This window comes from Bacillus sp. S2(2019) (genome assembly GCF_005144805.1).
In the GTDB taxonomy this organism is placed as follows: domain Bacteria; phylum Bacillota; class Bacilli; order Bacillales; family Bacillaceae; genus Bacillus; species Bacillus altitudinis.
In genome coordinates this window covers 513,070-536,718 of the sequence record NZ_SWFL01000002.1, presented here as the reverse complement: position 1 = coordinate 536,718, position 23,649 = coordinate 513,070, and the positions used below count along the sequence as shown (strand labels likewise).

Here is a 23,649-nt window from a genome sequence, read left to right as displayed (position 1 = left end):
GATGTCAGCCTCTCATGATAAAAAAGGCGGCTCGCTCAAAGTCGCCCTTTTTTTTATAAAAATCTGAGACATCTGCAAGCAGATCTTCAAGATCAATCCAGGCTTCTTTTCGTTCAAGACATGTGACGAGTGTAGCAATCTGTTCATCTGCCTTGGGCGTTTGGCTGTAGAGAAGGAATAAAATTTGGAACTTGATTCTTAATAGATCAAATTGGGCATCAACGGCTTCTTTTAGCCCTTTTTGAATATATTTCATTCCTTCATCAGTTAAATTCTCTTTAAAGCAGGAACGCACAGTTTCATAGAGACACGATACATAGGAGTGGGCAGATTTCCGGTATGCTGGGAGCCGAAGCGCTTTTTTAAAGTATTCTAGTGCTTCCTTATGACGGTTTTGTCTTGACTTGATAAAACCAGCGTCATAATACACGATACCAAGCAGTTCTTGGTCATCAATCATTTTCACGTATTCGATAATTTCAATAAAAATAGCTTCTGCTTCTTCATATTTTTTTTGGTCACTAAAGTTAAGTGCGAGCACAATTTTGCACCGATAAATGCTGTGGATATCCCCGTGCTTTGCAAAGATATTCATGGCTTTTTCAACATGTCGAATGGATAACAGTGAATAGCGGTTGTTATAATAAACACCACTTGTACGGAAATGAAACTCTGCTTCCTCTAGCTCATCGTCTAGCAGGGGCAGTTTCTCTTCTGCTTTTTCAAGATAATGAATGGCATCATTTTGATCGCTCTTTAAAGATTCGTATAAACCGAGAAAAAAGTAAAAATAATATTGTAGTTGATCGTTCATTTGATCTTTTTGGAGCATGAGTTCATGCTTCAGTTTTTCTAAGTCTTCTGTTTGGTTCATCCAGAGCTGATGGCGAAAAAGCATAAGCTGATAATGTAAATGAAGCTCCTGTTTCTTTGACAATCTACGTTTATATTTGGTTAAGGACGTTTTGATCTCTTCAGCCTTCGAAAAGTGTCGATGTTTTAGCATTGTATACCACGAATGGAGAAGTTTTTTAATGGATTTATCGCTTATAAAATTCATTTTTACCCTCTTATTCAATCAATGATGTAATATATATTACCATATTTGTGAAAAAACGATGAGTGTAGAGTGGATTATATTTCATGACAATAGGTAATAATAGATGTTATTTTTTACCATAATTGTTGGCTAGACATTGAAAAATGACTGCATTCATAATATACTTCAATAGGAATCAAATGAAGATTAGCGATATAGAAAAGAAGGAGAGATCAAGACATGCTTGATGCTCAGCAAATTCAAGACATTATTCCACACCGTTATCCATTTTTATTGGTTGACCGTATTTTAGAAGTTGATGGTGAGAAAAGAGCGGTTGGAATCAAAAATGTCACAGTAAATGAAGAATTTTTTAATGGCCATTTCCCAGGATACCCCGTCATGCCAGGTGTGCTTATTGTAGAAGCGCTCGCTCAAGTTTTTGGGGTCATCATGTTAGGTAAAGAAGAGAACAAAGGGAAAATTGGTTTGTTTGCAGGGATTGACAGCTGCCGATTCAAAAGACAGGTCAAGCCCGGCGATCAGCTACGTTTAGAGGTTGAAGTCACGCGTCTTCGCGGTCCAGTTGCCAAAGGAAAAGCAGTTGCAACAGTAGATGGCGAAGTGGCATGTGAAGCAGAACTGACATTTTCTATCGGTCCGAAAGTATCGTAATGTGTCTGACGGTTCATCTTGTATGAACCGTTTTTTATATGGAAACATTCAGCCAGAGCGGATAAGGACTTGCTTTTTTGACAAAAAAACGTCATATTAGACAAAAAAAGATGAAGGTGATAAAGAATGCTGAAAGAATTTAGAGAGTTTGCCGTCAAGGGGAATGTGATTGACCTTGCTGTCGGTGTCATCATCGGGGGAGCATTTGGCAAAATTGTCACTTCTCTTGTGAATGATTTAATTATGCCGCTTGTTGGTATTATTGTTGGGGGGCATGATTTTAGTGGATTGTCTATTAAAATCGGTTCTGCTCAAATTTTGTATGGAAGTTTCATTCAAACAGTGGTCGACTTCTTGATTATCTCCTTTTCCATTTTTATCTTTATTCGTTATTTAAATAAATTAAAACGGAAAAAGGTAGAGGAAGAAGAAGTGGTTGAAACGCCAGATCAAACGGAAGTGTTGTTAACCGAAATTAGAGATTTATTGAAAAATCAAAGCCAATCGAAAGATGTGCAATAGAAAAAGAGCGGCTCATCCCGCTCTCAGCGTGTAGACAAACCCTCGCATTCTTTGTCAGGGCTGTGCTCCGGTGCTCACGAATATTAAATTCGCTCTGCTCCGGTGCTCGCCCTTCCTTGACTTCAAAGGTTTTCTATCACGCTGAAAAGGAAGACAAAGGGCTAAAATAAAGTTCATTTTAGCCCTTTGTCAATCATCTAAGAGCGGCTCATCCCGCTCTTTTTTTATGTGTTCTGTTTAAAAGCATCCAGCAGTTTTTCTCCTGACAGCCCCTCTTTGACGAGGTCTTTTAATACTTCTTCGGTTTCTGTTCTGTAACGATTTGTGATCATTTTACCGTCGAGTAATACAGATATGTTTTCTTCTAAGGCAACGATGTTTTTGACTTGGACCGATAGATGAACAGGGCGGTTGTTTTCTTTTGTAATCGTCACGAGAATCTTTACTTCTGTATGCTGCTGGAAGAGCACCTCAAACACTTGTCTATGCTTCTTTGGAATCAGTGCCTCGATCATCCAGTGATTTTCGCCATCTTCTTTATTAATGATTAAGCCGTCACGAAGGGGAATGCTGGACATTTTATCTTGCTTTGGATCAAGTTCGATTTTTAAATCAATCAGCCTAAAGGTTTTCATATTTATCACCTCACAAGCGTTCATTATTCGTAAGTATCATTATAGCATACAACATCTGTATAAATGAAACCGCTGCCTACTCAGAACTAGCTGCATATAAGTGAAAGGAGATGTTTTATGGAGTCCTATCAACTTCGAAACATACATATTGGTGAGGAAAAGGAAAGCAATGTGAGGGTCTATACATGGGGAGATATTCTCTCATTTTGTGATGTGTATATGGAAGAAGGGGAGTCCCTCACTTTTCAATACGTGACAGACGATCAAATGGACTGTTTTGAATTTCAATTGTCCATTCATGATGGAAGGCTTTGTTTTTATTGGTTTGCATGGGACGGGTCTGACTATATTCACATGCCTTCTAGTAATTGGATTCATTCAGATGTTTTTTATCAATTTATGAAAAATAAGTATTTCGTCAAACAAAATAAGATGATGTTTTATACGCAAGCGGTAAAAAGTAAAAATGATTGAGAAAATAAAGAATTTGAAGAACGATTTTGTCATTTTCGTTTTTTGTCTCTTGTGCAATTTCTCAGTAGACTAGGGTTAGCTGAAAGGAAAGGAGGCAAAAGGCAAAGGTCTAGCATCTCGCGGCCCCCCTCTAGCTATAGCTGATAGACTTTGCCTTGTACACATATTCACTGCGTAATAGTAGAACCAAGGTTTATTTGTATCAGTCATGTGTCCCCTGTGAATCCCCTTATGCGTATCCGGTCATGTAGCGTGACCGGGTACTCTTATATTCATTGATAAGCCGATCATCCCTTGCAAATAGTGGATACTCATTTCATAATGATGATGGATTTGATAAACGGAAGGTCAACTGAAAATGAAGGCAAAAAAGGAGAGACCGATGACAAACATTCAATTAATCGCAACGGATTTAGACGGAACTTTATTGAACAGTGAGCACAAAGTGAGTCAGGAAAACGAGCAGGCGTTAAAGGAAGCAGCAGCGAGCGGGATTGAGGTTGTCGTTTCAACAGGAAGAGCGTATTTTGATGTGAAATCTATTTTTGATCAGCTTGGGATGAATACGTGGGTCATCAGTGCAAATGGAGCTGTGATTCATGATCCAGAAGGTCAGGTATATCATTCGGCTGTTCTAGAAGAAGAAAAAGCAAAACACATCTTATCATGGCTTGAGGAGCGTGATTATTATTATGAAGTGTTTACGAATGAAGCCATTTACACACCAAACCGCGGCAGAGAGCTTCTGGCGATAGAAATGGACCGCTTAAAGAGTGCAAATCCAGAAACGGATCAGCGTGTTCTTGAGCAAGCGGCTGAAGTTCAATACAGCCAGTCAGGTTTTGCTTATATTGATACATATCAAGAATTGTTTCGTGAGGATCAGAAGCTTTCATTTTATAACATCTTAGGTTTCTCATTTTTTCAAGACAGATTGAAAGCCGGATGGGATGCGTTTGGACATGATTCTGAATTAACATTGGTCAGTTCGGCTGATCATAACTTTGAAATTGGTGCAAAGGAAGCGTCGAAAGGGCAGGCGTTAACCAGGCTGGCGGAAAAGCTCGGTATTCCATTAAGCCAAACAGCGGCTGTAGGAGACAGTTTAAATGATGAATCGATGATTCGGGCAGCTGGGGTTGGAATTGCAATGGGGAATGCGAGAAAGGATATAAAAGAATTAGCTGATCACGTCACGTTAACAAATGATGAACATGGTGTGGCACATATGATTCAACATCTTTTGAAATAATTGAATCGTATGTATTTGTATAAATGACATAGGATGAAGCGCATTCTACAAAAGAGGAATTCAGAACTACTTCTATTTACACCTGCTATGGAACATCATATAATTTAATTATGAATATAACCCGCTTGTAAGGAAGTTAAGGAGAGTAAACGAATGGCGCTGGAATCTTATAAGTCCGACAATCTGCATTTAATCAAGGAAGCCTTAGACTATACTCAGGTTGGCCTGACGGTGACGGACCCGTCTTTACCTGATAATCCTTTAATATATGTGAACAAGGGCTTTTTAGATATGACAGGCTATCAAGAAACCGAAGTATTAGGAAAGAACTGTCGTTTCCTTCAAGGAGATGAAACTGAACAGATTGCTCTCAAACAAATTAGGACAGCCATTGAAAACAAAGAGGCTGTCACTGTTCAGTTGAAAAACTATAAAAAATCTGGTCAAATGTTTTGGAACGAGTTAAGTGTGGCGCCTCTATGGATTGATGAAAATGAAGGGAAACGCCTTTATTTCGTTGGTCTGCAAAAGGATGTTACGAAAGAGAAGGAACAGCAAGAGCTTCTTGAGCAATCCATTGATGAAGTATTGAATATTTCTGTCCCGATTGTTCCGGTGAAGGATGGTATTTCTGTCCTGCCCATCATAGGTACGTTAACAGCGCCAAGATTTGATAAAATCATCTCAACGGTTTCCACTTATATCTCTCAATCCAAAGACGATTACTTCATTGTGGATCTGTCTGGTTTATTAGAGGTGGATTCATTTGTGGCGGATGCGATCTTTAAGCTAAATGATTTGATTTTAATGACTGGCACAGAACTGATCGTGACAGGTATTAAACCAAATCTTGCGATGAAAATGGGAGAAATGAGAGAGGACTTCCGTGAGTTGAACACGTATATGAATGTGAAATCTGCATTGAAAAAGCTGCAAATTTAAGCATTCCTTTAGATGAGATTAAAAAAAGAGGACTTTTCATCACGCCCTGAGAAAAGTCCTCTTTTTGCTGTCATTACGATGATTGAGCGGCTGCACTTAACGTGAATAAATCTTCTAGTTCGTTCGTTGACAGCTCTGTAATCCAGCTTTCACTTTGGATAATTTGATCATTTAACGTTTGTTTTGTTTCGAGCATTTGATCAATTTTTTCCTCTATCGTGCCGGTTGTGATCATCTTATGGACATGAACAAACCGCTTTTGCCCGATGCGGTAAGCACGGTCTGTTGCTTGGTTTTCTACAGCAGGATTCCACCATCTATCGTAGTGAATGACATGATTGGCGGCGGTTAAGTTTAGTCCGGTTCCTCCTGCTTTTAAAGAAAGAATTAAGATGTTGAACTCTTTTTTCTGGAAGCGTTCCACCATTTTGTCCCGATCATGTTTGGATAAGCTCCCATTTAAAAATTGAACTGGTTCTCCAAACATCTTTTCGGCGAGCTGTTTGATCATGTTGCCCATTTCAATATACTGCGTAAAAATGAGGCAGCTTTCTCCTTGTTCGTGTATGGCTTTTAACAGCTCTGCTAATTTATCCATTTTTAATGAACGCTTCAACAATTTTACATCTGTTCCGCTCTCTTTTAAATAAAGAGCAGGGTGATCGCAAATTTGTTTGAGTCTGCCAAGCATACTTAAAATGATGGCTTTCCGCTGCATCCCTGTTAATGAGGCCATATGTTCGAATGTATCTTTGACCAGCTGTTCATATAAAGATGCCTGCTCTGCAGATAACGGGATGAATTCTTTTTCTTCTAGTTTCTCTGGCAGATTGAGTGCGACTTCTTCATCTTGTTTTGTCCGTCTTAATAAGAATGGCTTGATCAGCTGCTGCAGCTGTTGGATTCTTTTTTCTTCACGGTCTTTTTCAATCGGAAGGACGAATTTTTTATGAAAACTGGTCAGGCTGCCGAGATATCCTTTGTTCACGAAGTCGAAAATAGACCAAAGCTCTGTCAAACGGTTCTCCATCGGTGTCCCGCTGAGGGCAATGTGGTGCTGTCCTTTTAATTGCCTAATGGCTCTCGATTGTTTCGTATGGGCATTTTTAATGTTCTGGGCTTCGTCTAAGCAAATGGTATTCCATTTGGCTGCTGTTAATTCATCACGGTCAGAATGTGAGAGACCATACGAAGTGAGGACGATATCTGTTGATTCGTACGCTTTTGTAAAGTTCTCACCTTGTGGACGTGATGGTCCATAATGCAGAGCGACATTCAAATGTGGTGCGAATGTTTCTAGCTCTCTTTGCCAGTTCCCTAATACGGAAGTCGGTGCAATGATGAGAGATGGAGCGGCGTCTTGTTGATGCTCCTTCAAATAGGTGAAATAAGCGATCATTTGAATCGTTTTTCCAAGACCCATATCATCTGCTAAACAAGCCCCGAATCCATGAGACCTTAAGAACAGAAGCCAGTTGACACCGTGCTGCTGATACGGGCGCAGTGTGCCCTTAAAGGACTCACTCATCTCGTAGGATGGCAGCTCTTGTGTATCATTTAACTGATGAACAAGCCCTCGTAATTGAGACGAAAGTTCAAATTGAATATGGGCAAAGGCCGAACTGTCTAGCAGCTCAGGAATCGACTCAGAAGAGGCCTCTTGGTCTGCGAGTTCACGTGACAAAATATCCGACATATGAAGTCCTTCGTTCTCAGCGCGCTCCATCCATTTCTTCATTTGCTGGATAAAGGTCGGATCGATTTTAATCCATTGTCCACGAATATTGACAAGACGACGTTTACTTTGAACAAGCTCGTTGAACTCATCTTCTGTCAGCTCAATCCCGTTTGTGGCAAAGCGCCAATTAAAGTCCATAAGGGCATCCATTCCAACGTGCGATTCGCCTCGTGGTGTGGAGGAAATCCGTGCTTTTAGCATCATGGTGCTTTCTTTGACGATTTGCCACCATGATGGGAGCAGGATCTCAATCCCCATGTTCACAAGTGTTTCACTCGCTTCAGACAGGAAGAGCCACGCTTCTTCTTCTGACATGAGGGTGGTACCAGATGTAAATGAGAGCCAAGGGACAATCTGACCGAACCGCTCCAGCTCTCTGGTGATTTTTTCTTGAAACGGACGCCATGATTTTTTTAAAGAACGGATGCCTTCAAAGAAATGCAGATCACTGTTTTTCTTATCACGCAAAAACAGTTCAATTTTCCAATCATCTCCGTCGAAATCAGGCTCATTTAAACGCAAGCCGACAGTGAAAGGCGTCTCATCATCGATCCAGCCGATCGTTTCCAAGAAATCCTGTTCATCTAAAAAATGTCCTTGGAAGGAGGAAAGAGCAGGCGATTGAGCAGTCATTCGGTTCCATTTGTGCTGCAAGGCATCATCATATTGAATGTAATCCTGTACGGCAAAGGAGAACCAATCAGCTGTGTAGCCATCTAACAGGCCTTCTTTGTCTTTAAAGCGAAGCATGCCTTTTGTCCATGCCTCGAAATCTGGGACAAAATCTTCATCCTCGATGAATTCGTAAATGGTTGAGGCTGTTTTCATAAGCGGCTCTGTTTCATCCGTTAACGTCACATGGCTGAAAGTATTGAATGAATTTTTCCCTAGCAATTCAACGGTCATCCAAGGACTTAACAGGAAGGCAGGTGTGCCAATAAAGCTCACATCTTCTAAGAATGTTCCGTAAAAAGATGATTCGTGCCATTGGAAAAGCTGCCTCTTCATTTCATTTAGTGGTACAGGCTGTCCGTCCTCTGCTTGCGCTGAAATGGTGAAAGAGAAATCTTCGGTTTGTTCTGCATGAATGACAATTTGTTTATGGCGTGTCATCAATTAATTTTCCTTTCTTCATTTCCTCTTGGAACGCACGCAGCCGTTTTGTTGAATCTTGCAGCTGCTGTACATATCTTTCCCACACCGCGTTTTTTTTCGTTTTATGATAAAGCGTACGCAGTTTTTTGAGCATTTTCACAGATTCCCGGTAAGCACTTCGATTCTTTTGATCGAGAAGCAGTGAGATTTCCCGGTGGTATGAAGGAATGAGTGCTTCAGGCTCTTCCTTTGCAATCTGTTTGATCAGTTCTTTCTCCAATTCACTGATGGAGAAACCAACGAGGCTGTGTATTTCAATCCATTCTGCATAGCGTTCTTGTGCATATAAGAGCTGACTATATTCAGTAAATGCATAAGGCATACAGATTTGGAGATAGCGTTCATACAAGAAATGATCTTTCGTCTGTTTAAAGTACGCGTCTAAATAAAAGAAGAAATCGCTGACGGCTCCACGCAGTTCTCTATAAGATAGGTCAAGCTGGCAATATTCTTCTAATACATATGTGATTTCTTGATACCAAAGTTTGAGACGCTTCCAGTCCTTGCGGTTTGTGAGATCCTTTAGCCAATTGAGCACATTTGGCAGCATATCTGCATTGAGCAATTTTAATTGCTGGAAGAGTCTTTCGTCTTCTTTTAGCAAATAATCCATATGCATCAGCCCAATGGTGCGCTCAACCGTTTGCTCCTGCTGTTGGGCGCTCTTGAGTAATTCTGTTTCTTTTTTGACCCATTTCCCTCTATTTAATATAGTTCCCCACATTTCCATAAAGACCGCAACTCGTTCATGCTGGAAAGGTCCGCTGATTTGAAGAAGTGTCCGAACGGCAGTTGGTGTGTTTTCAAGAAACGGATCGAGGGAAAAGGAAAGGGCGTATGTCCTCAAATGATCCACTGAATCAAAAATGGTGTTCATGAGCTGTTCTACATATGGATTCATTGAATAAAAGTCTTTTTCGGCATCAAGGCGGCCGAGGTCGATTAGCTCATGGAGCCTTAACCACACATCGATGGACGTATGAATCGCATACAAACTCTTGAATTCAGGTGAAGTGGGTGCGTGTTTTTTCAGGATCGATAAATAGCCGTAATACAAATGTTGTGGTGTTTGCTGGTGCTTCGGTGTCCGTTTCAGCCAGAGGTGAAATTCCTCCTGGAAAAAATTCAGCCAGCTCTGAAGTGATTGTTCATCTGGGCGCTTCACTTGGAAGTGCTGGCGAATGAGTTCTTTGCTGCGCTGTAATTCATCCTTCTCTGACCAATTTTCTGTAAAGCCGGTCACACTCTCTACTTGAGCGTATAGCGAAAAGAAAACAGCGAGGATGTGTTTACATAGTCCATCAGCTGGACATGAACAGCTGCTTCTCACTGGAAACAGCACATGAAGGTGGACTCTTGCTGCCACGACATCATGTACATAAGCTGACCATTCGGTATCAGACTCTTGCTTGAGCCGATATACGCTGTCCTGTCTATAAGTAATCAATGCTTTTTTGATGAGTTGCTTGTTTTCATCTGTTGCAGGAAGAAGTTCTTTGATCTGTTCGGCTGTTTGTTTGATTTCTTCTTCGTTGATGTTGTGCTGAAGCATTTGATCCGCTCCTAACCAAGTAAAAGATTCCAATTCTTTTATTATAGCTCAATGGTGATTTATAAAAAAGTTTTTCATGAAAATGGTCATAAATTTCAAAAGCTGTCGAATGATGTATTAGAGTATTGCATAAACCAACCATACAGCATATAATAATGAAATTAGTGGAATCGAAAGGATACAGACATGGATAATAAGGGTTTAAATCAAGAAGAGTTTTTAAAGATTTTGATGTACGCTCATGATATTGGTGAAAATTCAAATGATGTCACAACAAAAGAAATGCTTGAAAATTTGATTGCTCATATTCGAAATGGCCTTGTTTCATAAAAGTAGCCCCCTGCTCTCTCAGCAGGGGGTTTTTGTATGCTTTTATGAATGGAACGAAAATCCCCGGCATACGATGACATTACAAGCATAAGGAGTATGGGGAGCTGATGTGACATGAAGGTTGCGATTGCAGGCTGTGGGTATGTAGGGCTTGTCACAGGTGTGTGTTTAGCAGAGGCGGGTCACGACGTGACATGTATGGATATTGACCGGCGGAAGGTCATGCAGCTGAAGCAAGGGAATCCTCCGATGTACGAGCCGGGATTAAAAGAACTGCTCAAACGGAATATGGAGCAAGGACGCATTCGTTTTCATATTGATGGAGCGTCAGCCTATTTGCAGGCTGACGTGTTAATGATTGCTGTCGGTACCCCGCAACAGGCAGACGGTCAAGCTGATTTGCAGTATGTCTTTCAAGCGGCAAAGGAGATGGGCTTACAAGCAAAGCCAGGCGCAGTGCTTGTCGTGAAAAGTACAGTGCCTGTCGGAACGGGCGATCAAATTGATCATTTGATTCATCACGTGTTAGGTCGTAAGGAGCCATTATCTATCGCATCTAATCCAGAATTTTTACGAGAAGGGTCTGCTATCTCAGATACGCTGCGAGCGGATCGGCTGGTGATTGGAGCCGAAACAAAGAACGGATTAGATCAGCTAGAGTCTATGTATGCGGATTTCCACATTCCATTCGTGAGAACAGATCGGAAAAGCGCAGAGATGATCAAATACGCATCAAATGCATTTCTTGCCACAAAAATCAGCTTTATGAATGAAATTGCTTTGATTTGTGGAAAAACAGGAGCTGATGTTGAGAGAGTTGCAGAGGGGATGGGACTCGATCAGCGGATTGGTGCTTCGTTTCTTAGGGCAGGCATTGGTTACGGAGGTTCCTGTTTTCCGAAGGATACAAATGCCCTTGTCCAAATTGCAGGGCATGTGTCCCATGATTTTGAGCTATTGAAGGCTGTTATCAAAGTCAACAATGAGCAGCGGGCTAATTATATTCGAAGTGTGAAGGAGCGAATGGGAGAAAACTTGGAAGGGAAGAGAATGGCTCTTCTTGGCCTTTCATTTAAGCCGAATACTGATGACATGAGAGAGGCGCCGTCGATCCCAATCGCTCATCAGCTCCATCAATTAGGAGCGGAGATCGTAGCCTATGATCCTGCTGCCGCTCGCAATGCCGCTCAAGAACTGCCTGATCAAGTCCTTTTTGCTCAAACGATTGAAGAGGCGATCAAGGATGCTGATGCTGTCTGTATATTAACTGAGTGGGCGGATATTCAGTCCTTTCCACTTTCAGCTTATAAAGATTTCATGAGGCAGCCGATCATTTTTGATGGCCGGAATTGTCATACGCTTGAAGCGGCAGAAGCAGCTGGTGTCGAGTATCATTCTATTGGGCGCAGGCCTGTCTCTCCTATTTATATGTAATGAGAAAAACCGATAACTTCACGTGTTATCGGTTTTTGCGTTAATGCGGAAGAATGAATCCGCCATATAAAAATGCAGCCACTATCAGAAAGGCAGGGTGCAATTTGAATTTGGTCATAAAGAAAAATGAAATGGCGGCAATGGCAAGTGATTGCGTCCAGCCAATGGCTTTCACGGCATCTCCGCCAATTTCCCATGTTAATAAAAGCATCATCATCGCAATGACAGGCTGCACAGATAAGGTCATACCTTTGACGACAGAAGATTGGCGAAAACGATCAATGAGTTTTAGCAATAAAATCAATCCAATCGCAGACGGCAGGACCGTCGCAAGCAGTGCAACGATAAAGCCTGGCCATCCCATGACATCATAGCCTACATAAGCCGCAATTTTCGTAGCGATTGGACCTGGAAGTGCGTTGGCTAATGCGAGCATATTGGAGAACCCTTCGTTTGTCATCCAATGAAAATGATTGACGATTTCTTCATAATTGAGTGGAATGGAGGCAGGTCCTCCACCATACCCTAACAGATTGGATAAGAAGAATGCCCAGAATAAAAAGAGAATCAGCATCACGAAGACACTCCTTTCTCTTTATTTGTTCGATTCCAGCGATCTTTCAGTCTAAAATGAAAGGCACCATAACATAAAAAGATGATGACAATGATTCCTGGATGAATCGAGAGTACTTGAAGACCGACAAATGCCAAAAGGAATAGGGCGATTCCGAAGATCATGCCGAAGCCCTTCAACGCTTTTTGTCCAAATTCATATGCCATCATTCCTAACAGAACGGCAATCACTGGTGTCACAGCACCGATCATATTTTGAATGATGACTGAAGAGCTTAAGACGCTGACAAGTGTAACAAGTGCCACCATAGCGAGACATGTCGGTAAAATATGTGCAGCTGTTGCAACAATGGCGCCAGATACACCTTTTAATCGATAGCCGAGGTATGCCGACATTTTCGTAGCAATTGGTCCAGGTAATGCGTTGGCGATGGCGAGTGTTTCTCCAAATTCGTCATCATTGATCCATTTGTATTTGACGACCGCTTCATGGCGAATGAGCGGGATCACAGAAGGTCCTCCGCCAAATCCCAGAATACCGGTTCGCACCATGGCGATCATGAGTTCAAGATATGATTGCAAGTGGTTCAACTCCTATCTACAATTTCATGCCCATTCGGCTTTTGTATCGTTTAATGAGCATTTGACAGTCAACACTGACGACGCCTTCAAGCGGGTACAGCTTCTTTGTCAGGAACGTCTCCATTTCCTGTTCATTTTGAAAAATGCCATGCATATGCAGCTTGCTTGGTCCTGTCATATGATAAAGGCTTGTGACGGCTGTTTCCTGCTCAAGCTGAAGGGCGACTGTTTCTAAACATTTCGGCTCAACCTCTACGTTAAAAAAGACAGAGACATGAATGCCGATCTTTGCTGGATTAATGACAGCGGTGAATCGTTCAATGACACCTGCTTCAATGAGCTGCTGAATACGGGCTTGTACAGCAACACGGGAAAGGCCGACTTGTTTCCCTAGATCTGTATAGGACATACGCCCGTCCTCGTGTAATAAGGAAAGAATTTGTTTATCTCTTTCATCTAATGTTAAGTTTGGAATGCGATATTCATGTGCCACCGTATAACCACCTTTCTTCTGTTGATATTCTATCATATTTTATTACGAATAGAATGCCTGATTTTTAATTGAATAACGAAATGAAATAATAAAGGAATATAAAGCATCTTTTTGCATAAAAAACACCCCAGTATCACCGGGGTGTGTTCATTTTATTTTTCTGGGCTGCTTTCCGCACTGGCAATTTGTTGTGCAAGGTCAGCACGATCAATGTCTGCTTGGAAGAACTCCTGCGTATTTGGAAGGTGTAAATTCATGTGACGTTTTTGGGAAATTCGAATGGTCACTTGATCCACAGTGTAATCAAATACATGCCCGCCTACGCTGCGATCATCATCAATAAAGTGGAGATGATATCCGCTTACCGCAATGCCATGTGCGTACTGTGGTGTACGGAAGCCTGCGATCGTCCCGCGAATATTTTCAAAATCGAAAATAGGCTGTGACTTGACTGCTTCCACCATCGGAACGTAAGGTTTTTCCTGTTTTTCAACCGTACGGGTTTGAACCTTTTTGAATGACCCATCGATGCGGATCGCATAAAAGACATTTTTGCTTGGTAAGATTCGGTCGATTTCTTCCTCTAGCTCTTTGGACGTCATCGGTGCATCAATTCGATGAACGATGTCCGTTTCAAAGAATGCTAGAGAGCAGAATGGTGAATAATCTTGATCGGTTACTGGTGTGGCTGTTCCATCAGAGCGCAGTCGATAAAAAGCGCCATCAAAGCCGATTAGTTCCCCATCTAATTGATTGAATGTGCCAATGCCAAAATCACCGTGCTCGGGAATATGTGATAGGGAGAAATCTCCATCGTATACGGCTTCCAGCAAGGAGGTCATGGTTGATACTTGATAGACCTCTTGCTTTTTGTCCTGCGGTATTGTGTTGTTTTGTTGATTCATTGGGTGCATCATACCCATATCCGCTCACTCCTTTAAAGTAATGTATCGAAGTCTTATCTGACGTTCGTTGTGTGTTTTTCACGAAAGACTTCTGGCCATTTTTGACTGGCGAGGTCTGGGTTGTCTTGATAGTCTATCGGAATATCAATAATAACGGGTCCTTCTATGTTTATACCCTTTTGAAGGACAGTTGAAAGCTCTTCAGGTGAGTTGACACGTAATCCAGTTGCTCCAAAGCTTTCTGCATATTTCACTAAGTCGATCTGACCGAACTCAACACAAGACGTACGGTCATACTTCATTTCCTGCTGGAATGCCACCATATCGTATGTGCTGTCGTTCCAAACGAGATGAACGAGATTTGTTTTCATGCGCACGGCTGTTTCTAATTCCATGGCGGAGAAGAGAAAACCGCCATCACCTGAGACTGAAATGATCTTTTCATCTGGATTTAATATGGAGGCTGCAATCGCCCATGGTAATGCCACGCCAAGTGTTTGCATTCCGTTACTCACTAGGAACGTGTTCGGTTCATAAACACGGAAGTGGCGAGACATCCAAATGGCGTGCGATCCGATATCACATGTCACTTTCGTGTCATCTGGGATGATACGTCTCAACGTATGAATGACATCCAGCGGGTGTGATAAATGACTTTCTCTTTCTGGTGTTTTTTCGATATCACTTAACAACTCTTGTAATTCTGTGACGAGATCTACGTTCTTTTTGCATAATGAAAGTGGAACGCTGTCGTGGGCTAGATGTTGCACCGTTTCAGATATATTGCCCACAAGCTCAAGCGTCGGTTCATAGAAATGGTCAATATCTGCCTGCATGTCATCCACATGGATGATGTGACGCTGCTGCGGTTTCAAATTCCAATGCTTCGGATCGTATTCGATTGGATCAAAGCCAATAGTTAAAATCACATCCGCTTTCTCAATGAGAAGGTCGCCTGGCTGATTACGGAATAAACCGATTCTGCCCACATATTGAGGCTCAAGCTCTCTTGAGAGAACACCGGCTCCTTGGTACGTTTCGACAAATGGGATACCAAGTGTTTTTAATAATGTTCTTGTCGCATTTGCCGCAGCTGGACGGCTAGCTTTCATTCCCACAATTGCAACAGGTAAGTGCGCATTTTGAATTTTGGCGATGGCCGAACTGATGAGAGCATCCGGTGCAGGACCTAGTTCTGGAGAAGGGTGAGCAGACACTGGTGTTTGTGTGGTGTGTTCGGTCACGACATCTTGTGGAAAGCTGATAAATGCTGCCCCAGCTTGACCTCTTTGTGCCGCGCGAAAAGCATTTGTTAAGGCTTCTGGTATATTGTTTACGTCTTGTACTTCAACGCTATATTTTGTCACTGGTTTGAATAATGCCGCATTGTCGAGTGATTGATGTGTTCGTTTGAGCCGATCCGCACGGATGACGTTTCCAGCGATTGCAACAACAGGGTCACCTTCTGTATTGGCAGTTAATAGACCTGTCGCTAAATTGGATGCGCCAGGACCTGATGTAACGAGACAAACGCCTGGTTTGCCAGTTAAACGACCGACAGCTGCTGCCATGAATGCCGCATTTTGTTCGTGTCTGCATAGCACAAGCTCTGGACCTCTGTCTTTTAATACATCAAATACTGCATCAATTTTTGCACCTGGAATCGCAAAAACATGGGTCACACCTTGGGCAATGAGCGTATCGACAATCAACTCTGCTCCTCGTTTTGTTAGGGGTTGTGTTTGAGAATTCATTTACCCCGCACTCCTTTCGGCAAGTAAAATTTTTTATGAAAATATATTTTCATGATATGATTTACTATACATTTCACAAAATAAATTTTCCAATATATGTTTAACGTAGTTTTAATATGTTTCACGAATAAGTGTTTGAGGAGTGAAAGGATGGAACTGAGACATTTGCAGTATTTTGTCACAGTCGCGGAGGAGCTGCATTTCGGCAGAGCGGCCGCACGATTGAACATGACACAGCCTCCACTTAGTCAGCAAATTAAGCAGTTTGAGGAAGAATTGGGATTTCCTTTGTTTCACCGGTCTAAAAGGGTGGTGGAGTTAACAGCTGCTGGAAAGGTTTTTTTACATGAGGTCCGGGGGGTGCTGCATCAGCTTGATAAAGCCGTTGATCATGCCCGGCATACGGCAAGAGGGGAGCTTGGGAAGATTATCATCGGTTTCGTTGGTACAGCGACATATGATATTCTGCCGCCAGTTGTCCGTGAATTCAGAGAGCGGTACCCCTCTGTCAGTATTGAGCTGCAACAGCTTTCTGTCCCGCAGCAGCTTGAGGCGCTTTTGAATGGTGAGATTGATATTGGTTTTTTGCATCCTACATCACCGCAAGAAGAATTGGTCAGTCGTTTAATGAAGCAAAGTGAATGTATTTTTGCGATTCCGAAAAACCATCCGCTGGCGGAAAAAGAAGCAGTCACGATTGAAGATATTCGTGATGAGCCGATTATTTCTTTATCAAAGGAATCATGGCCGTCCCTTTATCAGCATTTTGTCCTACTTTGTGAAAAGTATGGATTTTCACCTAATATTGTGCAGGAAGCAGCAGAATATCAAATGGTCATTGGGCTTGTCACAGCGGGAATCGGAATTGCTATCATTCCAACATCGGCCCGGCGTTTATTTAATTTAGATGTGGTGTATCGGTCAATTGAAGGTGAGGAGCTACTCGCGGAATGGACCATTTCTTATAGACGAGAAAATCATAATCCGGCATTGTTTCATCTTGTCCATCATATTCTCCATCGCGCTGAGCCGGAATAAGGGAAGAGAGAACGGGGTATGGTATGATGTCGTTACATACAAGAGGAGGCATGTCTGAAGTGATTACATTACAAATGGATCAGTTGTCACGAAAAGAAGCATATAAAGTATTATCTGGTTCCGTCGTTCCAAGACCCATTGCATTTATTACAAGCCTTTCTAAAGAAGAAGTCGTCAATGCTGCACCATTTAGTTTCTTTAATGTCATCAGCGGCCATCCTCCGCTGATCGCTGTTTCTATTGGACGTCGTCAAGGAGAGATGAAAGATACAGCAAAACATATCATCGACAGGGAAGAATTTGTTGTCCATGTGAGTGATGAAGCGATGATTGAAGATATTAATGAAACAGCTGCTACTTTGCCAGAGGAAGAGAGTGAGCTGACTCGTACCGGTCTTCATCAAGTGAAGAGCAGCGTGGTGTCAGTGCCAGGAATCAAGGAAGCACGCATTCGCTTTGAATGTCAGCTGGAAAATCATCTGACCTTTCAAAATGATGAAGGGGAGATCACAGTCGATCATATCATTGGCCGGGTGGTGTGTGCGCATTTAGATGAATCCGTCTATGATGCGGAAAAAGGATATATTTTTACGAATGAATTAAAGCCAGTTGCGCGCCTAGCAGGGAATGATTATGCCCATTTAGGCACGCCATTTGTACTGAAGAGACCGGAATAACATCTAAAACTCCCGAGGCTATTGGGGGTCCAGCGTGTAGACAAACCCTCGCATTCGGTGTCAGTCCTGCGCTTCGGTGCTCACGAATGTTAAATTCGCTCCGCGCCGATGCTCGTCCTTCCTAGACTGCAAAGGTTTTCTATTACGCTGAAAAGAAAACAAAGTGCTAAAATAAAGTTCATTTCAGCACTTTGTCTACAATCTAATACCCCCGAGGCTATCGGGGGTTTAGTGTTTATTTCTTTTGTTCTAGTTTCAATGGAGCGGCGATATTTTTTTCTACCTTTTTGCCTTTTAATACATCGTCCGCAGCGCCGACTGCCAGTTGACCGATCAGCTCTGGCTGCTGCGCGACTGTTGCAGATAGTTTTCCTGCTTTGATCGAGTTGAGTGCATCTTCGTTACCGTCAAAACCAACGACAAGAATGTCTTTTCCAGAGCTTTGGATGGCCTCTAGTGCGCCAAGCGCCATTTCATCATTGTGGGCAAAAACGGCTTTGATGTCAGGGTTTCCTTGAAGAAGGTTTTCCATCACGTTGAGCCCTTTTGTCCGGTCGAAGTCAGCGGCTTGTTTTGCTGTGACATCTAACTTTTTGTCTGCAATTTGATGAAAACCTTTTCCTCGTTCGCGTGTCGCAGAAGCACCTGGTACACCTTCTAGTTCAGCCACTTTTGCTCCTTTACCGACTTTGTCGATAATAAAGTTAGCTGCCATTTCGCCGCCTTTGATGTTATCAGAAGCAACAAGCGCTTCAACCTTTCCGCTTTCTGCCGAGCGGTCTAATGTGATGACCGGTATGTCTGAAGCATTCGCAGATTCGACAGCCGTTGATATGGCAGAGGAATCGGCTGGGTTAATGAGTAATGCATCGACCCCTTGTTGAATTAAATCTTCTACATCACTTGTTTGTTTGGCTGAATCATTTTGTGCATCGGCAATGACAACTTCAATGCCAAGCTTTTTCGCTTCTTTTGTCACACCGTTTTTAAGAGAAACGAAGAATGGGTTATTTAAAGTCGAGATCGACAGTCCGATTTTCATGTCTTTTTTCTTGCCATCCTTTGTTGATTTGGCCCACTCTGGCGGTTCAAGCGAGCAGGCAGAAAGCATGAATAATGAGAGAGTCACGATCAGGATTACATATTTTTTCATAGCAGCTGCCTCCTTAAGCAGATTTCTTTCTGTCGAGTAGGACTGCAATCAAGATGACAATCCCTTTCACAACAGACTGATAGAATGATGAAACACCAAGTAAGTTCATACCATTGTTCAAGACCCCGATAATGAGTACCCCAATGAGTGTACCGACAATTCGCCCTCTTCCGCCGGATAGGCTTGTCCCGCCAAGTACAACGGCAGCAATTGCATCAAGTTCATACGACGTACCAGCTGTTGGTTGGGCTGAGTTGAGACGAGATGTTAAGATCGCACCGGCTAAAGCAGACATAAAGCCGGCTAATGAGTAAATCATGATTTTGACGCGTGGTACTTTAATACCTGAGATGAGGGCTGCTTTTTCATTTCCGCCAATGGCATACGTTCTTCTGCCAAAAGGTGTTTTATGAAGCAAGACCCAAAGAACGATAAAGGTGAGAAGCATGGTGATCGCTGGAACAGGAATGCCTAAGAAATATCCACGGCCAAATAGCTGAAATGCATAGTTAGAGCCAAGCCCTGTAATTGGGTTTCCGTCTGTATAAACAAGCGTCAATCCTCTGAAAATCGTCATCGTCGCAAGTGTTGCGATAAAAGGAGCCATTTTTCCTTTTGTGATTAAAAGACCGTTGATCATTCCAAGGATGGCACCGATGATACATCCAACGATGATGGCAAGAATCGGGTCCAAACCAGATACAATAAAGCCGGCAGTCAGAGCACTAGACAGCGCTAGAATGGCACCGACAGACAAATCAATTCCTCCGGTTAAAATAACAAACGTCATGCCAAAGGCAATGAGGGCGTTAATGGAGATTTGTCTGAGTAAGTTTAAAATGTTTAATGGTTCTAAAAAGGCCGGATTTAAAATAGAAACAATGGCAACAAGGATGATGAGTCCTAAGAATGGCCCAAGCTTTTGCATGATGTGATCAAATCGTCCATTTGAAGTAAGTGGTTTCATGTTACTTCCCTCCTGTAGCTAGTGTCATAATTCGTTCTTGTGTAGCTTCTGTTTTACTTAATTCGCCGCTGATAGTTCCTTCATGAATGACAAGCACTCGATCGCTCATCCCAAGAACTTCTGGGAGCTCAGAGGAGACCATCAAAATCGCAACGCCTCGATCCGTCAGCTCGTTCATGAGCTGATAAATTTCTCGTTTCGCCCCAACGTCGACACCTCTTGTCGGTTCATCTAAAATCAGCACCTTCGGCTGAATGCCGATCCATTTGGCGATGACGACCTTTTGCTGATTTCCACCGGACAGGCTGCGTGCAGAGATTTCAGATGAAGCGGTTTTGATCGTGAGTCGTTTGATGAGCAGGTCAACAAAGTCCTGCTCGTTTTTCTTATCGATCAGCCCCTTTGGAGAGAAGCTGTCTAAGTTAGGCAAGCCGATGTTTTCCCGGATGGATGCATCCAGCATCAGTCCTTCATCTTTACGATCCTCCGTGATAAAACCGATGCCAAGTTTGACTGCATCACTTGGTTTTTTAATGACAGCCTTTTTCCCATGAACCCAAATTTCTCCTTGATCCAGGGGATCGAGTCCAAAGAGCGACCGCATCATTTCCGTCCGGCCAGCACCCATTAGGCCTGCAACACCGACAATTTCTCCAGCTTTGACGGAAAAACTGACATCTTGAAAGCGGCCTTTCCTCGTTGCTTGCTTCACTTCTAGGACGGTATCACCAGTAGAAGGTGTGCGTTCAGGGTAACGATCGGTTAATTCGCGGCCGACCATTTTTTTGACGACTTCATGGAAATTCGTGTCCGGTATCGCTTTCGTATCGACCGTTTTCCCGTCACGCATGATGGTTATTCGGTCACAGATGGCGAAGATTTCTTCCATACGGTGAGAAATGTAGACGATGGAAACGCCATCTTTTTTGAGTGATTCAATGACCTGAAATAGCTTTTCAATCTCACGGTCTGTGAGAGCAGCTGTTGGTTCATCCATAATAATGACCTTTGCATCGGTCATTAACGCTTTCGCAATCTCAATCATCTGCTTTTGGCCGACAGAACAGCTTCCTGCCTCTTGATCGAGCGATAGGTTGACAGACAATCGGTCGAGCTGCGCTTGGGCGAGGGTTTTCATTTTCTTGGTGTCTAGGAGACCAAGTTTTGTATAGATTTCTTTCCCGATAAATAAATTCTCGAGTACCGTCATATCAGGCCATATATTCAGCTCCTGATGAATGAAGGCAATCCCGTTCTGCTCGGCTTCTTTCGGGTTTTTGAAAGCGGTTTCTTTTCCGTCGATTTGAATCGTTCCTTGATCCAGTGAATAGAGTCCTGTCAGCAGATTCATTAACGTTGATTTTCCTGCCCCGTTTTCACCCATTAGTGCATGGACTTCACCTGTGACGAGGTCAAAGGAGACCCCGGCGAGAACGGTGTTTTTTCCAAAGGCCTTATGGATGTTATGCATTTCAATGTTCATAAGTGGCTCCTCCTTTTAAAAGATGACACCGGCATGAAGAATGCAGTTTGCGTATGGGGTGGCTTCACCCGTGCGAATCACTGCTTTTGCCTGTTTGGTCATGTCTTTGAACGTCTCGTGATCGACTTCATTTAACGGATGTGAGAACGCTTTCTTTAGAAATAAATGATCTCTCTCATTGGCTTGTTTGATTTCACTGGCGATTGTGATGTGTTCAACGGCCATTTCCTCAAGAAGGAGGGAAGTAACCTCCTGAAAGGATGGTGTGCCGATGGATAATGCAAGGTCGATTTTGACCGGGCCTTCTGGAATGGGCAGGCCGCAGTCTGCAATGACAATCGTATCTGTATGACCAAGGTCAGCAAGCACCTTGGCGATATGACTATTTAAAATACCATTTTTCTTCATTTCTTATTCTCCAATTCTTCTCTTGCTGGCATGCCGCCTTGGGCACCAAATTTTGTGACTGAGATAGATGCGGCTAAGTTAGCAAAGGCAAGTGCGTCGTATAGGGATTTTCCTTCTGTTAGTGCTACAGCTAAAGCGCCGTTAAAAGTATCGCCAGCGCCTGTAGTGTCGACGGCTTTCACAGGATAGCCCGGTACCAACACTTCTTTTGATCCGTCAAAGTATCGAACACCACTTTTTCCTTCTGTAATGAGTAATTTGTTTGGATATTGGCGCAAAGCCTCTGCTATGGTGAGTCCATCAAACATAAGAGCTGCTTCGTGTTCGTTTGGCGTGATATAGGCAGCTTGATCTAATATTTGCTGAGAGACTTTGCGAGCTGGTGCGGGATTTAAGATGACTGGAATCCCTTTTTCGCTGCAAATGGCGCAGACGGCTTCGACTGTTTCTTCAGGAATTTCCTGCTGGATGAGGACGATTCCGATATTTTCAATAGAAGAAAGAGCATCTTTTACATAATGAGGTGTTACCTCATTGTTTGCTCCTTTGACGACAACAATGCTGTTATCTCCTTCAGCTAAAATGATATGAGCTGTTCCGCTTTCCATTTCGGTAACCGGTTTCATATAGGTGGTGCGAACACCTTGTGCTTGCAAATTGCTCATAATGTCCTGACCATACGCGTCATCACCAACTCGGCCGATCATATATACATCTGCACCGAGCCTTGCGCTTGCTACTGCTTGATTGGCTCCTTTTCCCCCAGGAACCGTTTTAAATGATTCGCCTAGGACGGTTTCTCCTGCACTAGGACGTTTATTCGATGTGACAACTAGATCCATGGAACAACTTCCTACGACAACTATTTGACTCATTGTGAATCCACCTTTCTTGTGGTCTCTCGTTCAATAAAAGAGACGGGCATTTGAATAACTGCTTGATCTATAGGCTGTTTTTGAATGGCTTTAATGATCAGCTTTGCGGCTTCTTTCCCCATATCATAGGCAGGCTGCCGGATCGTTGATAGAGATGGGAAGAGCAGTTCGCTTTGCGGAATATCATCAAATCCAATGATTTGGACGTCTTCTGGAATGGCTTTTCCAATTCGAAGTGCTTCGTGTACGACGGCTGCTGCGACGATGTCATTGCTGGCAATGATGCCATCTGTTTCAGGGTACAGCTTGAAAAGAGCCTTGGCGCTTTTTCGGGCTTCCTGAAAAGAAAAAGAAGCGTTAGACATCACATGAAAGTTAGCACCTTCTTCAGTCAGAACATCAAGTGCGCCTTTGAATCTTTGCCGCGCCGTTTGAAGATGAGCGGGCCCTTTTAGCAATGTGATCTGCTGACTGCCGCGTTTGATTAATTCCATTGCAGCCATTTTCCCGCCTGCCGTAGCATCTGCAAACACAGAAGGCGCATTTGGAACGGTACGATCTAAGAAGACAACAGGCAGTTCATCATCATTGTACAAATCCGATTCAGGTTCGTTTGTGACAGCGATGACACCGACCACCTGGTTTTGCTTAAAGGTTTGTAAATAGGCCATTTCCTTCTCCCGATCTTCATCACTGTTTCCGAATAATAAGCGAAAACCGTTTGCATGAATCTCATCCTCAACGCCTCTAGCTAGCTGAGGGAAGAAGGGGTTTGTGATATCAGGTAAGATGAGACCAACTAATCTTGATTCTCTTTTAAAAAGGGATCGTGCCACTTCATTGGGGAAGTAGTTTAGCTCCTGCATCGCTTGTGTCACACGGGTTTTCGTATCAATATGGACGTATCCAGTATCGTTAAGCACGCGTGAAACAGTCGCAACAGACACTTGAGCAGCTTTTGCAACATCTTTAATTGTAGCCAATGGAGTGCCT

At 42.9% G+C, this 23,649-nt stretch carries 24 protein-coding genes; 9 read left to right on the top strand and 15 right to left on the bottom strand.

The annotated features are described in order from the left end of the window. Positions 1 to 4 precede the first annotated feature (4 nt). Positions 5 to 1,060 (bottom strand): tetratricopeptide repeat protein, encoded by a 1,056-nt coding sequence (locus FBF75_RS07820; protein WP_136944602.1) that lies wholly within the window; start codon positions 1,058 to 1,060, stop codon positions 5 to 7. A gap of 219 nt (positions 1,061 to 1,279) precedes the next feature. Between FBF75_RS07820 and fabZ the strand changes: the two genes are divergently transcribed. Continuing rightward, positions 1,280 to 1,714 (top strand): 3-hydroxyacyl-ACP dehydratase FabZ, encoded by a 435-nt coding sequence (gene fabZ, locus FBF75_RS07815; RefSeq protein WP_007497564.1) that lies wholly within the window; start codon positions 1,280 to 1,282, stop codon positions 1,712 to 1,714. 126 nt (positions 1,715 to 1,840) lie between these two features. Further along, entirely contained in the window at positions 1,841 to 2,236 is a 396-nt protein-coding gene (gene mscL / locus FBF75_RS07810) for a large conductance mechanosensitive channel protein MscL (RefSeq protein ID WP_007497563.1), read from the top strand. Between the two features lie 224 nt (positions 2,237 to 2,460). Here the strand turns inward: mscL and FBF75_RS07800 are convergent, their stop codons facing one another. Next, positions 2,461 to 2,871, bottom strand: a complete 411-nt coding sequence (locus FBF75_RS07800) for a YwpF-like family protein (RefSeq protein ID WP_003215215.1) — start codon at positions 2,869 to 2,871, stop codon at positions 2,461 to 2,463. 117 nt (positions 2,872 to 2,988) lie between these two features. On the opposite strand from FBF75_RS07800, the gene FBF75_RS07795 reads away from it, so the two are divergent. From FBF75_RS07795 to ytvA, 3 genes are all read left to right on the top strand, one after another. Then, positions 2,989 to 3,345: a hypothetical protein gene (locus FBF75_RS07795; RefSeq protein WP_008343305.1), complete on the top strand. Its 357-nt coding sequence runs from the start codon at positions 2,989 to 2,991 to the stop codon at positions 3,343 to 3,345. A 391-nt stretch (positions 3,346 to 3,736) separates the two neighbouring features. Continuing rightward, positions 3,737 to 4,597, top strand: a complete 861-nt coding sequence (locus FBF75_RS07790) for a Cof-type HAD-IIB family hydrolase (RefSeq protein WP_208970838.1) — start codon at positions 3,737 to 3,739, stop codon at positions 4,595 to 4,597. Between the two features lie 153 nt (positions 4,598 to 4,750). Continuing rightward, positions 4,751 to 5,539 (top strand): YtvA family blue-light photoreceptor, encoded by a 789-nt coding sequence (ytvA, locus tag FBF75_RS07785; RefSeq protein ID WP_019743575.1) that lies wholly within the window; start codon positions 4,751 to 4,753, stop codon positions 5,537 to 5,539. A gap of 73 nt (positions 5,540 to 5,612) precedes the next feature. Here ytvA and FBF75_RS07780 read toward each other — a convergent pair whose 3' ends face one another. Continuing rightward, positions 5,613 to 8,390 (bottom strand): DEAD/DEAH box helicase, encoded by a 2,778-nt coding sequence (locus FBF75_RS07780; RefSeq protein WP_017360014.1) that lies wholly within the window; start codon positions 8,388 to 8,390, stop codon positions 5,613 to 5,615. Continuing rightward, entirely contained in the window at positions 8,377 to 9,984 is a 1,608-nt protein-coding gene (locus FBF75_RS07775; RefSeq protein WP_008343292.1) for an SWIM zinc finger family protein, read from the bottom strand. The genes FBF75_RS07780 and FBF75_RS07775 overlap by 14 nt, the downstream gene beginning before the upstream one ends. A gap of 186 nt (positions 9,985 to 10,170) precedes the next feature. Here FBF75_RS07775 and FBF75_RS19655 point away from each other — a divergent pair, with 186 nt between their 5' ends. Both FBF75_RS19655 and FBF75_RS07770 read left to right on the top strand, forming a co-directional pair. Continuing rightward, the gene (locus FBF75_RS19655; RefSeq protein ID WP_003214884.1) at positions 10,171 to 10,314 is read left to right on the top strand and encodes a YwzD family small protein; all 144 of its coding nucleotides are present in this window, start codon (positions 10,171 to 10,173) and stop codon (positions 10,312 to 10,314) included. A gap of 114 nt (positions 10,315 to 10,428) precedes the next feature. Continuing rightward, positions 10,429 to 11,748: a UDP-glucose dehydrogenase family protein gene (locus FBF75_RS07770; protein ID WP_136944601.1), complete on the top strand. Its 1,320-nt coding sequence runs from the start codon at positions 10,429 to 10,431 to the stop codon at positions 11,746 to 11,748. A 40-nt stretch (positions 11,749 to 11,788) separates the two neighbouring features. Here the strand turns inward: FBF75_RS07770 and chrA are convergent, their stop codons facing one another. The 5 genes from chrA to alsS all read right to left on the bottom strand — a co-directional run bounded on the left by chrA (position 11,789) and on the right by alsS (position 16,055). Next, positions 11,789 to 12,322 carry a chromate efflux transporter ChrA gene (gene chrA, locus FBF75_RS07765; protein WP_007497548.1) on the bottom strand — a complete coding sequence of 178 codons (534 nt, stop codon included), beginning with the start codon at positions 12,320 to 12,322 and terminating at the stop codon, positions 11,789 to 11,791. Then, positions 12,322 to 12,882, bottom strand: coding sequence for a chromate efflux transporter ChrB (gene chrB, locus FBF75_RS07760; RefSeq protein ID WP_041091499.1), 561 nt, complete (start codon positions 12,880 to 12,882; stop codon positions 12,322 to 12,324). Before chrB ends, chrA begins: the two co-directional genes overlap by 1 nt. A gap of 37 nt (positions 12,883 to 12,919) precedes the next feature. Further along, entirely contained in the window at positions 12,920 to 13,396 is a 477-nt protein-coding gene (chrS, locus tag FBF75_RS07755) for a chromate efflux transcriptional regulator ChrS (protein WP_017360010.1), read from the bottom strand. 152 nt (positions 13,397 to 13,548) lie between these two features. Next, positions 13,549 to 14,310, bottom strand: a complete 762-nt coding sequence (gene budA, locus FBF75_RS07750) for an acetolactate decarboxylase (RefSeq protein ID WP_370529243.1) — start codon at positions 14,308 to 14,310, stop codon at positions 13,549 to 13,551. A 44-nt stretch (positions 14,311 to 14,354) separates the two neighbouring features. Further along, complete coding sequence (alsS, locus tag FBF75_RS07745) at positions 14,355 to 16,055, bottom strand: acetolactate synthase AlsS (RefSeq protein WP_136944600.1); 1,701 nt, start codon at positions 16,053 to 16,055, stop codon at positions 14,355 to 14,357. Between the two features lie 150 nt (positions 16,056 to 16,205). Between alsS and alsR the strand changes: the two genes are divergently transcribed. Then, positions 16,206 to 17,093 (top strand): acetoin biosynthesis transcriptional regulator AlsR, encoded by an 888-nt coding sequence (gene alsR / locus FBF75_RS07740; RefSeq protein ID WP_047945714.1) that lies wholly within the window; start codon positions 16,206 to 16,208, stop codon positions 17,091 to 17,093. A 59-nt stretch (positions 17,094 to 17,152) separates the two neighbouring features. After that, positions 17,153 to 17,770: a flavin reductase family protein gene (locus tag FBF75_RS07735; RefSeq protein ID WP_169476080.1), complete on the top strand. Its 618-nt coding sequence runs from the start codon at positions 17,153 to 17,155 to the stop codon at positions 17,768 to 17,770. 235 nt (positions 17,771 to 18,005) lie between these two features. Here the strand turns inward: FBF75_RS07735 and rbsB are convergent, their stop codons facing one another. The 6 genes from rbsB to FBF75_RS07705 are packed head-to-tail and all read right to left on the bottom strand — an operon-like array spanning position 18,006 to position 23,639. Beyond that, a complete protein-coding gene (rbsB, locus tag FBF75_RS07730) occupies positions 18,006 to 18,923 on the bottom strand; it encodes a ribose ABC transporter substrate-binding protein RbsB (RefSeq protein ID WP_024718716.1) in 918 nt (305 codons plus the stop codon). Between the two features lie 13 nt (positions 18,924 to 18,936). Further along, positions 18,937 to 19,890: a ribose ABC transporter permease RbsC gene (gene rbsC, locus FBF75_RS07725; RefSeq protein WP_008343271.1), complete on the bottom strand. Its 954-nt coding sequence runs from the start codon at positions 19,888 to 19,890 to the stop codon at positions 18,937 to 18,939. A gap of 1 nt (position 19,891) precedes the next feature. Then, positions 19,892 to 21,373: a sugar ABC transporter ATP-binding protein gene (locus tag FBF75_RS07720; protein ID WP_136944598.1), complete on the bottom strand. Its 1,482-nt coding sequence runs from the start codon at positions 21,371 to 21,373 to the stop codon at positions 19,892 to 19,894. Positions 21,374 to 21,388: 15 nt separating this feature from the next. Then, positions 21,389 to 21,781, bottom strand: a complete 393-nt coding sequence (rbsD, locus tag FBF75_RS07715) for a D-ribose pyranase (RefSeq protein WP_007497529.1) — start codon at positions 21,779 to 21,781, stop codon at positions 21,389 to 21,391. Continuing rightward, the gene (gene rbsK, locus FBF75_RS07710; protein WP_129547925.1) at positions 21,778 to 22,656 is read right to left on the bottom strand and encodes a ribokinase; all 879 of its coding nucleotides are present in this window, start codon (positions 22,654 to 22,656) and stop codon (positions 21,778 to 21,780) included. Before rbsK ends, rbsD begins: the two co-directional genes overlap by 4 nt. Next, positions 22,653 to 23,639: a LacI family DNA-binding transcriptional regulator gene (locus FBF75_RS07705; RefSeq protein ID WP_008343265.1), complete on the bottom strand. Its 987-nt coding sequence runs from the start codon at positions 23,637 to 23,639 to the stop codon at positions 22,653 to 22,655. Before FBF75_RS07705 ends, rbsK begins: the two co-directional genes overlap by 4 nt. Positions 23,640 to 23,649 lie beyond the last annotated feature (10 nt).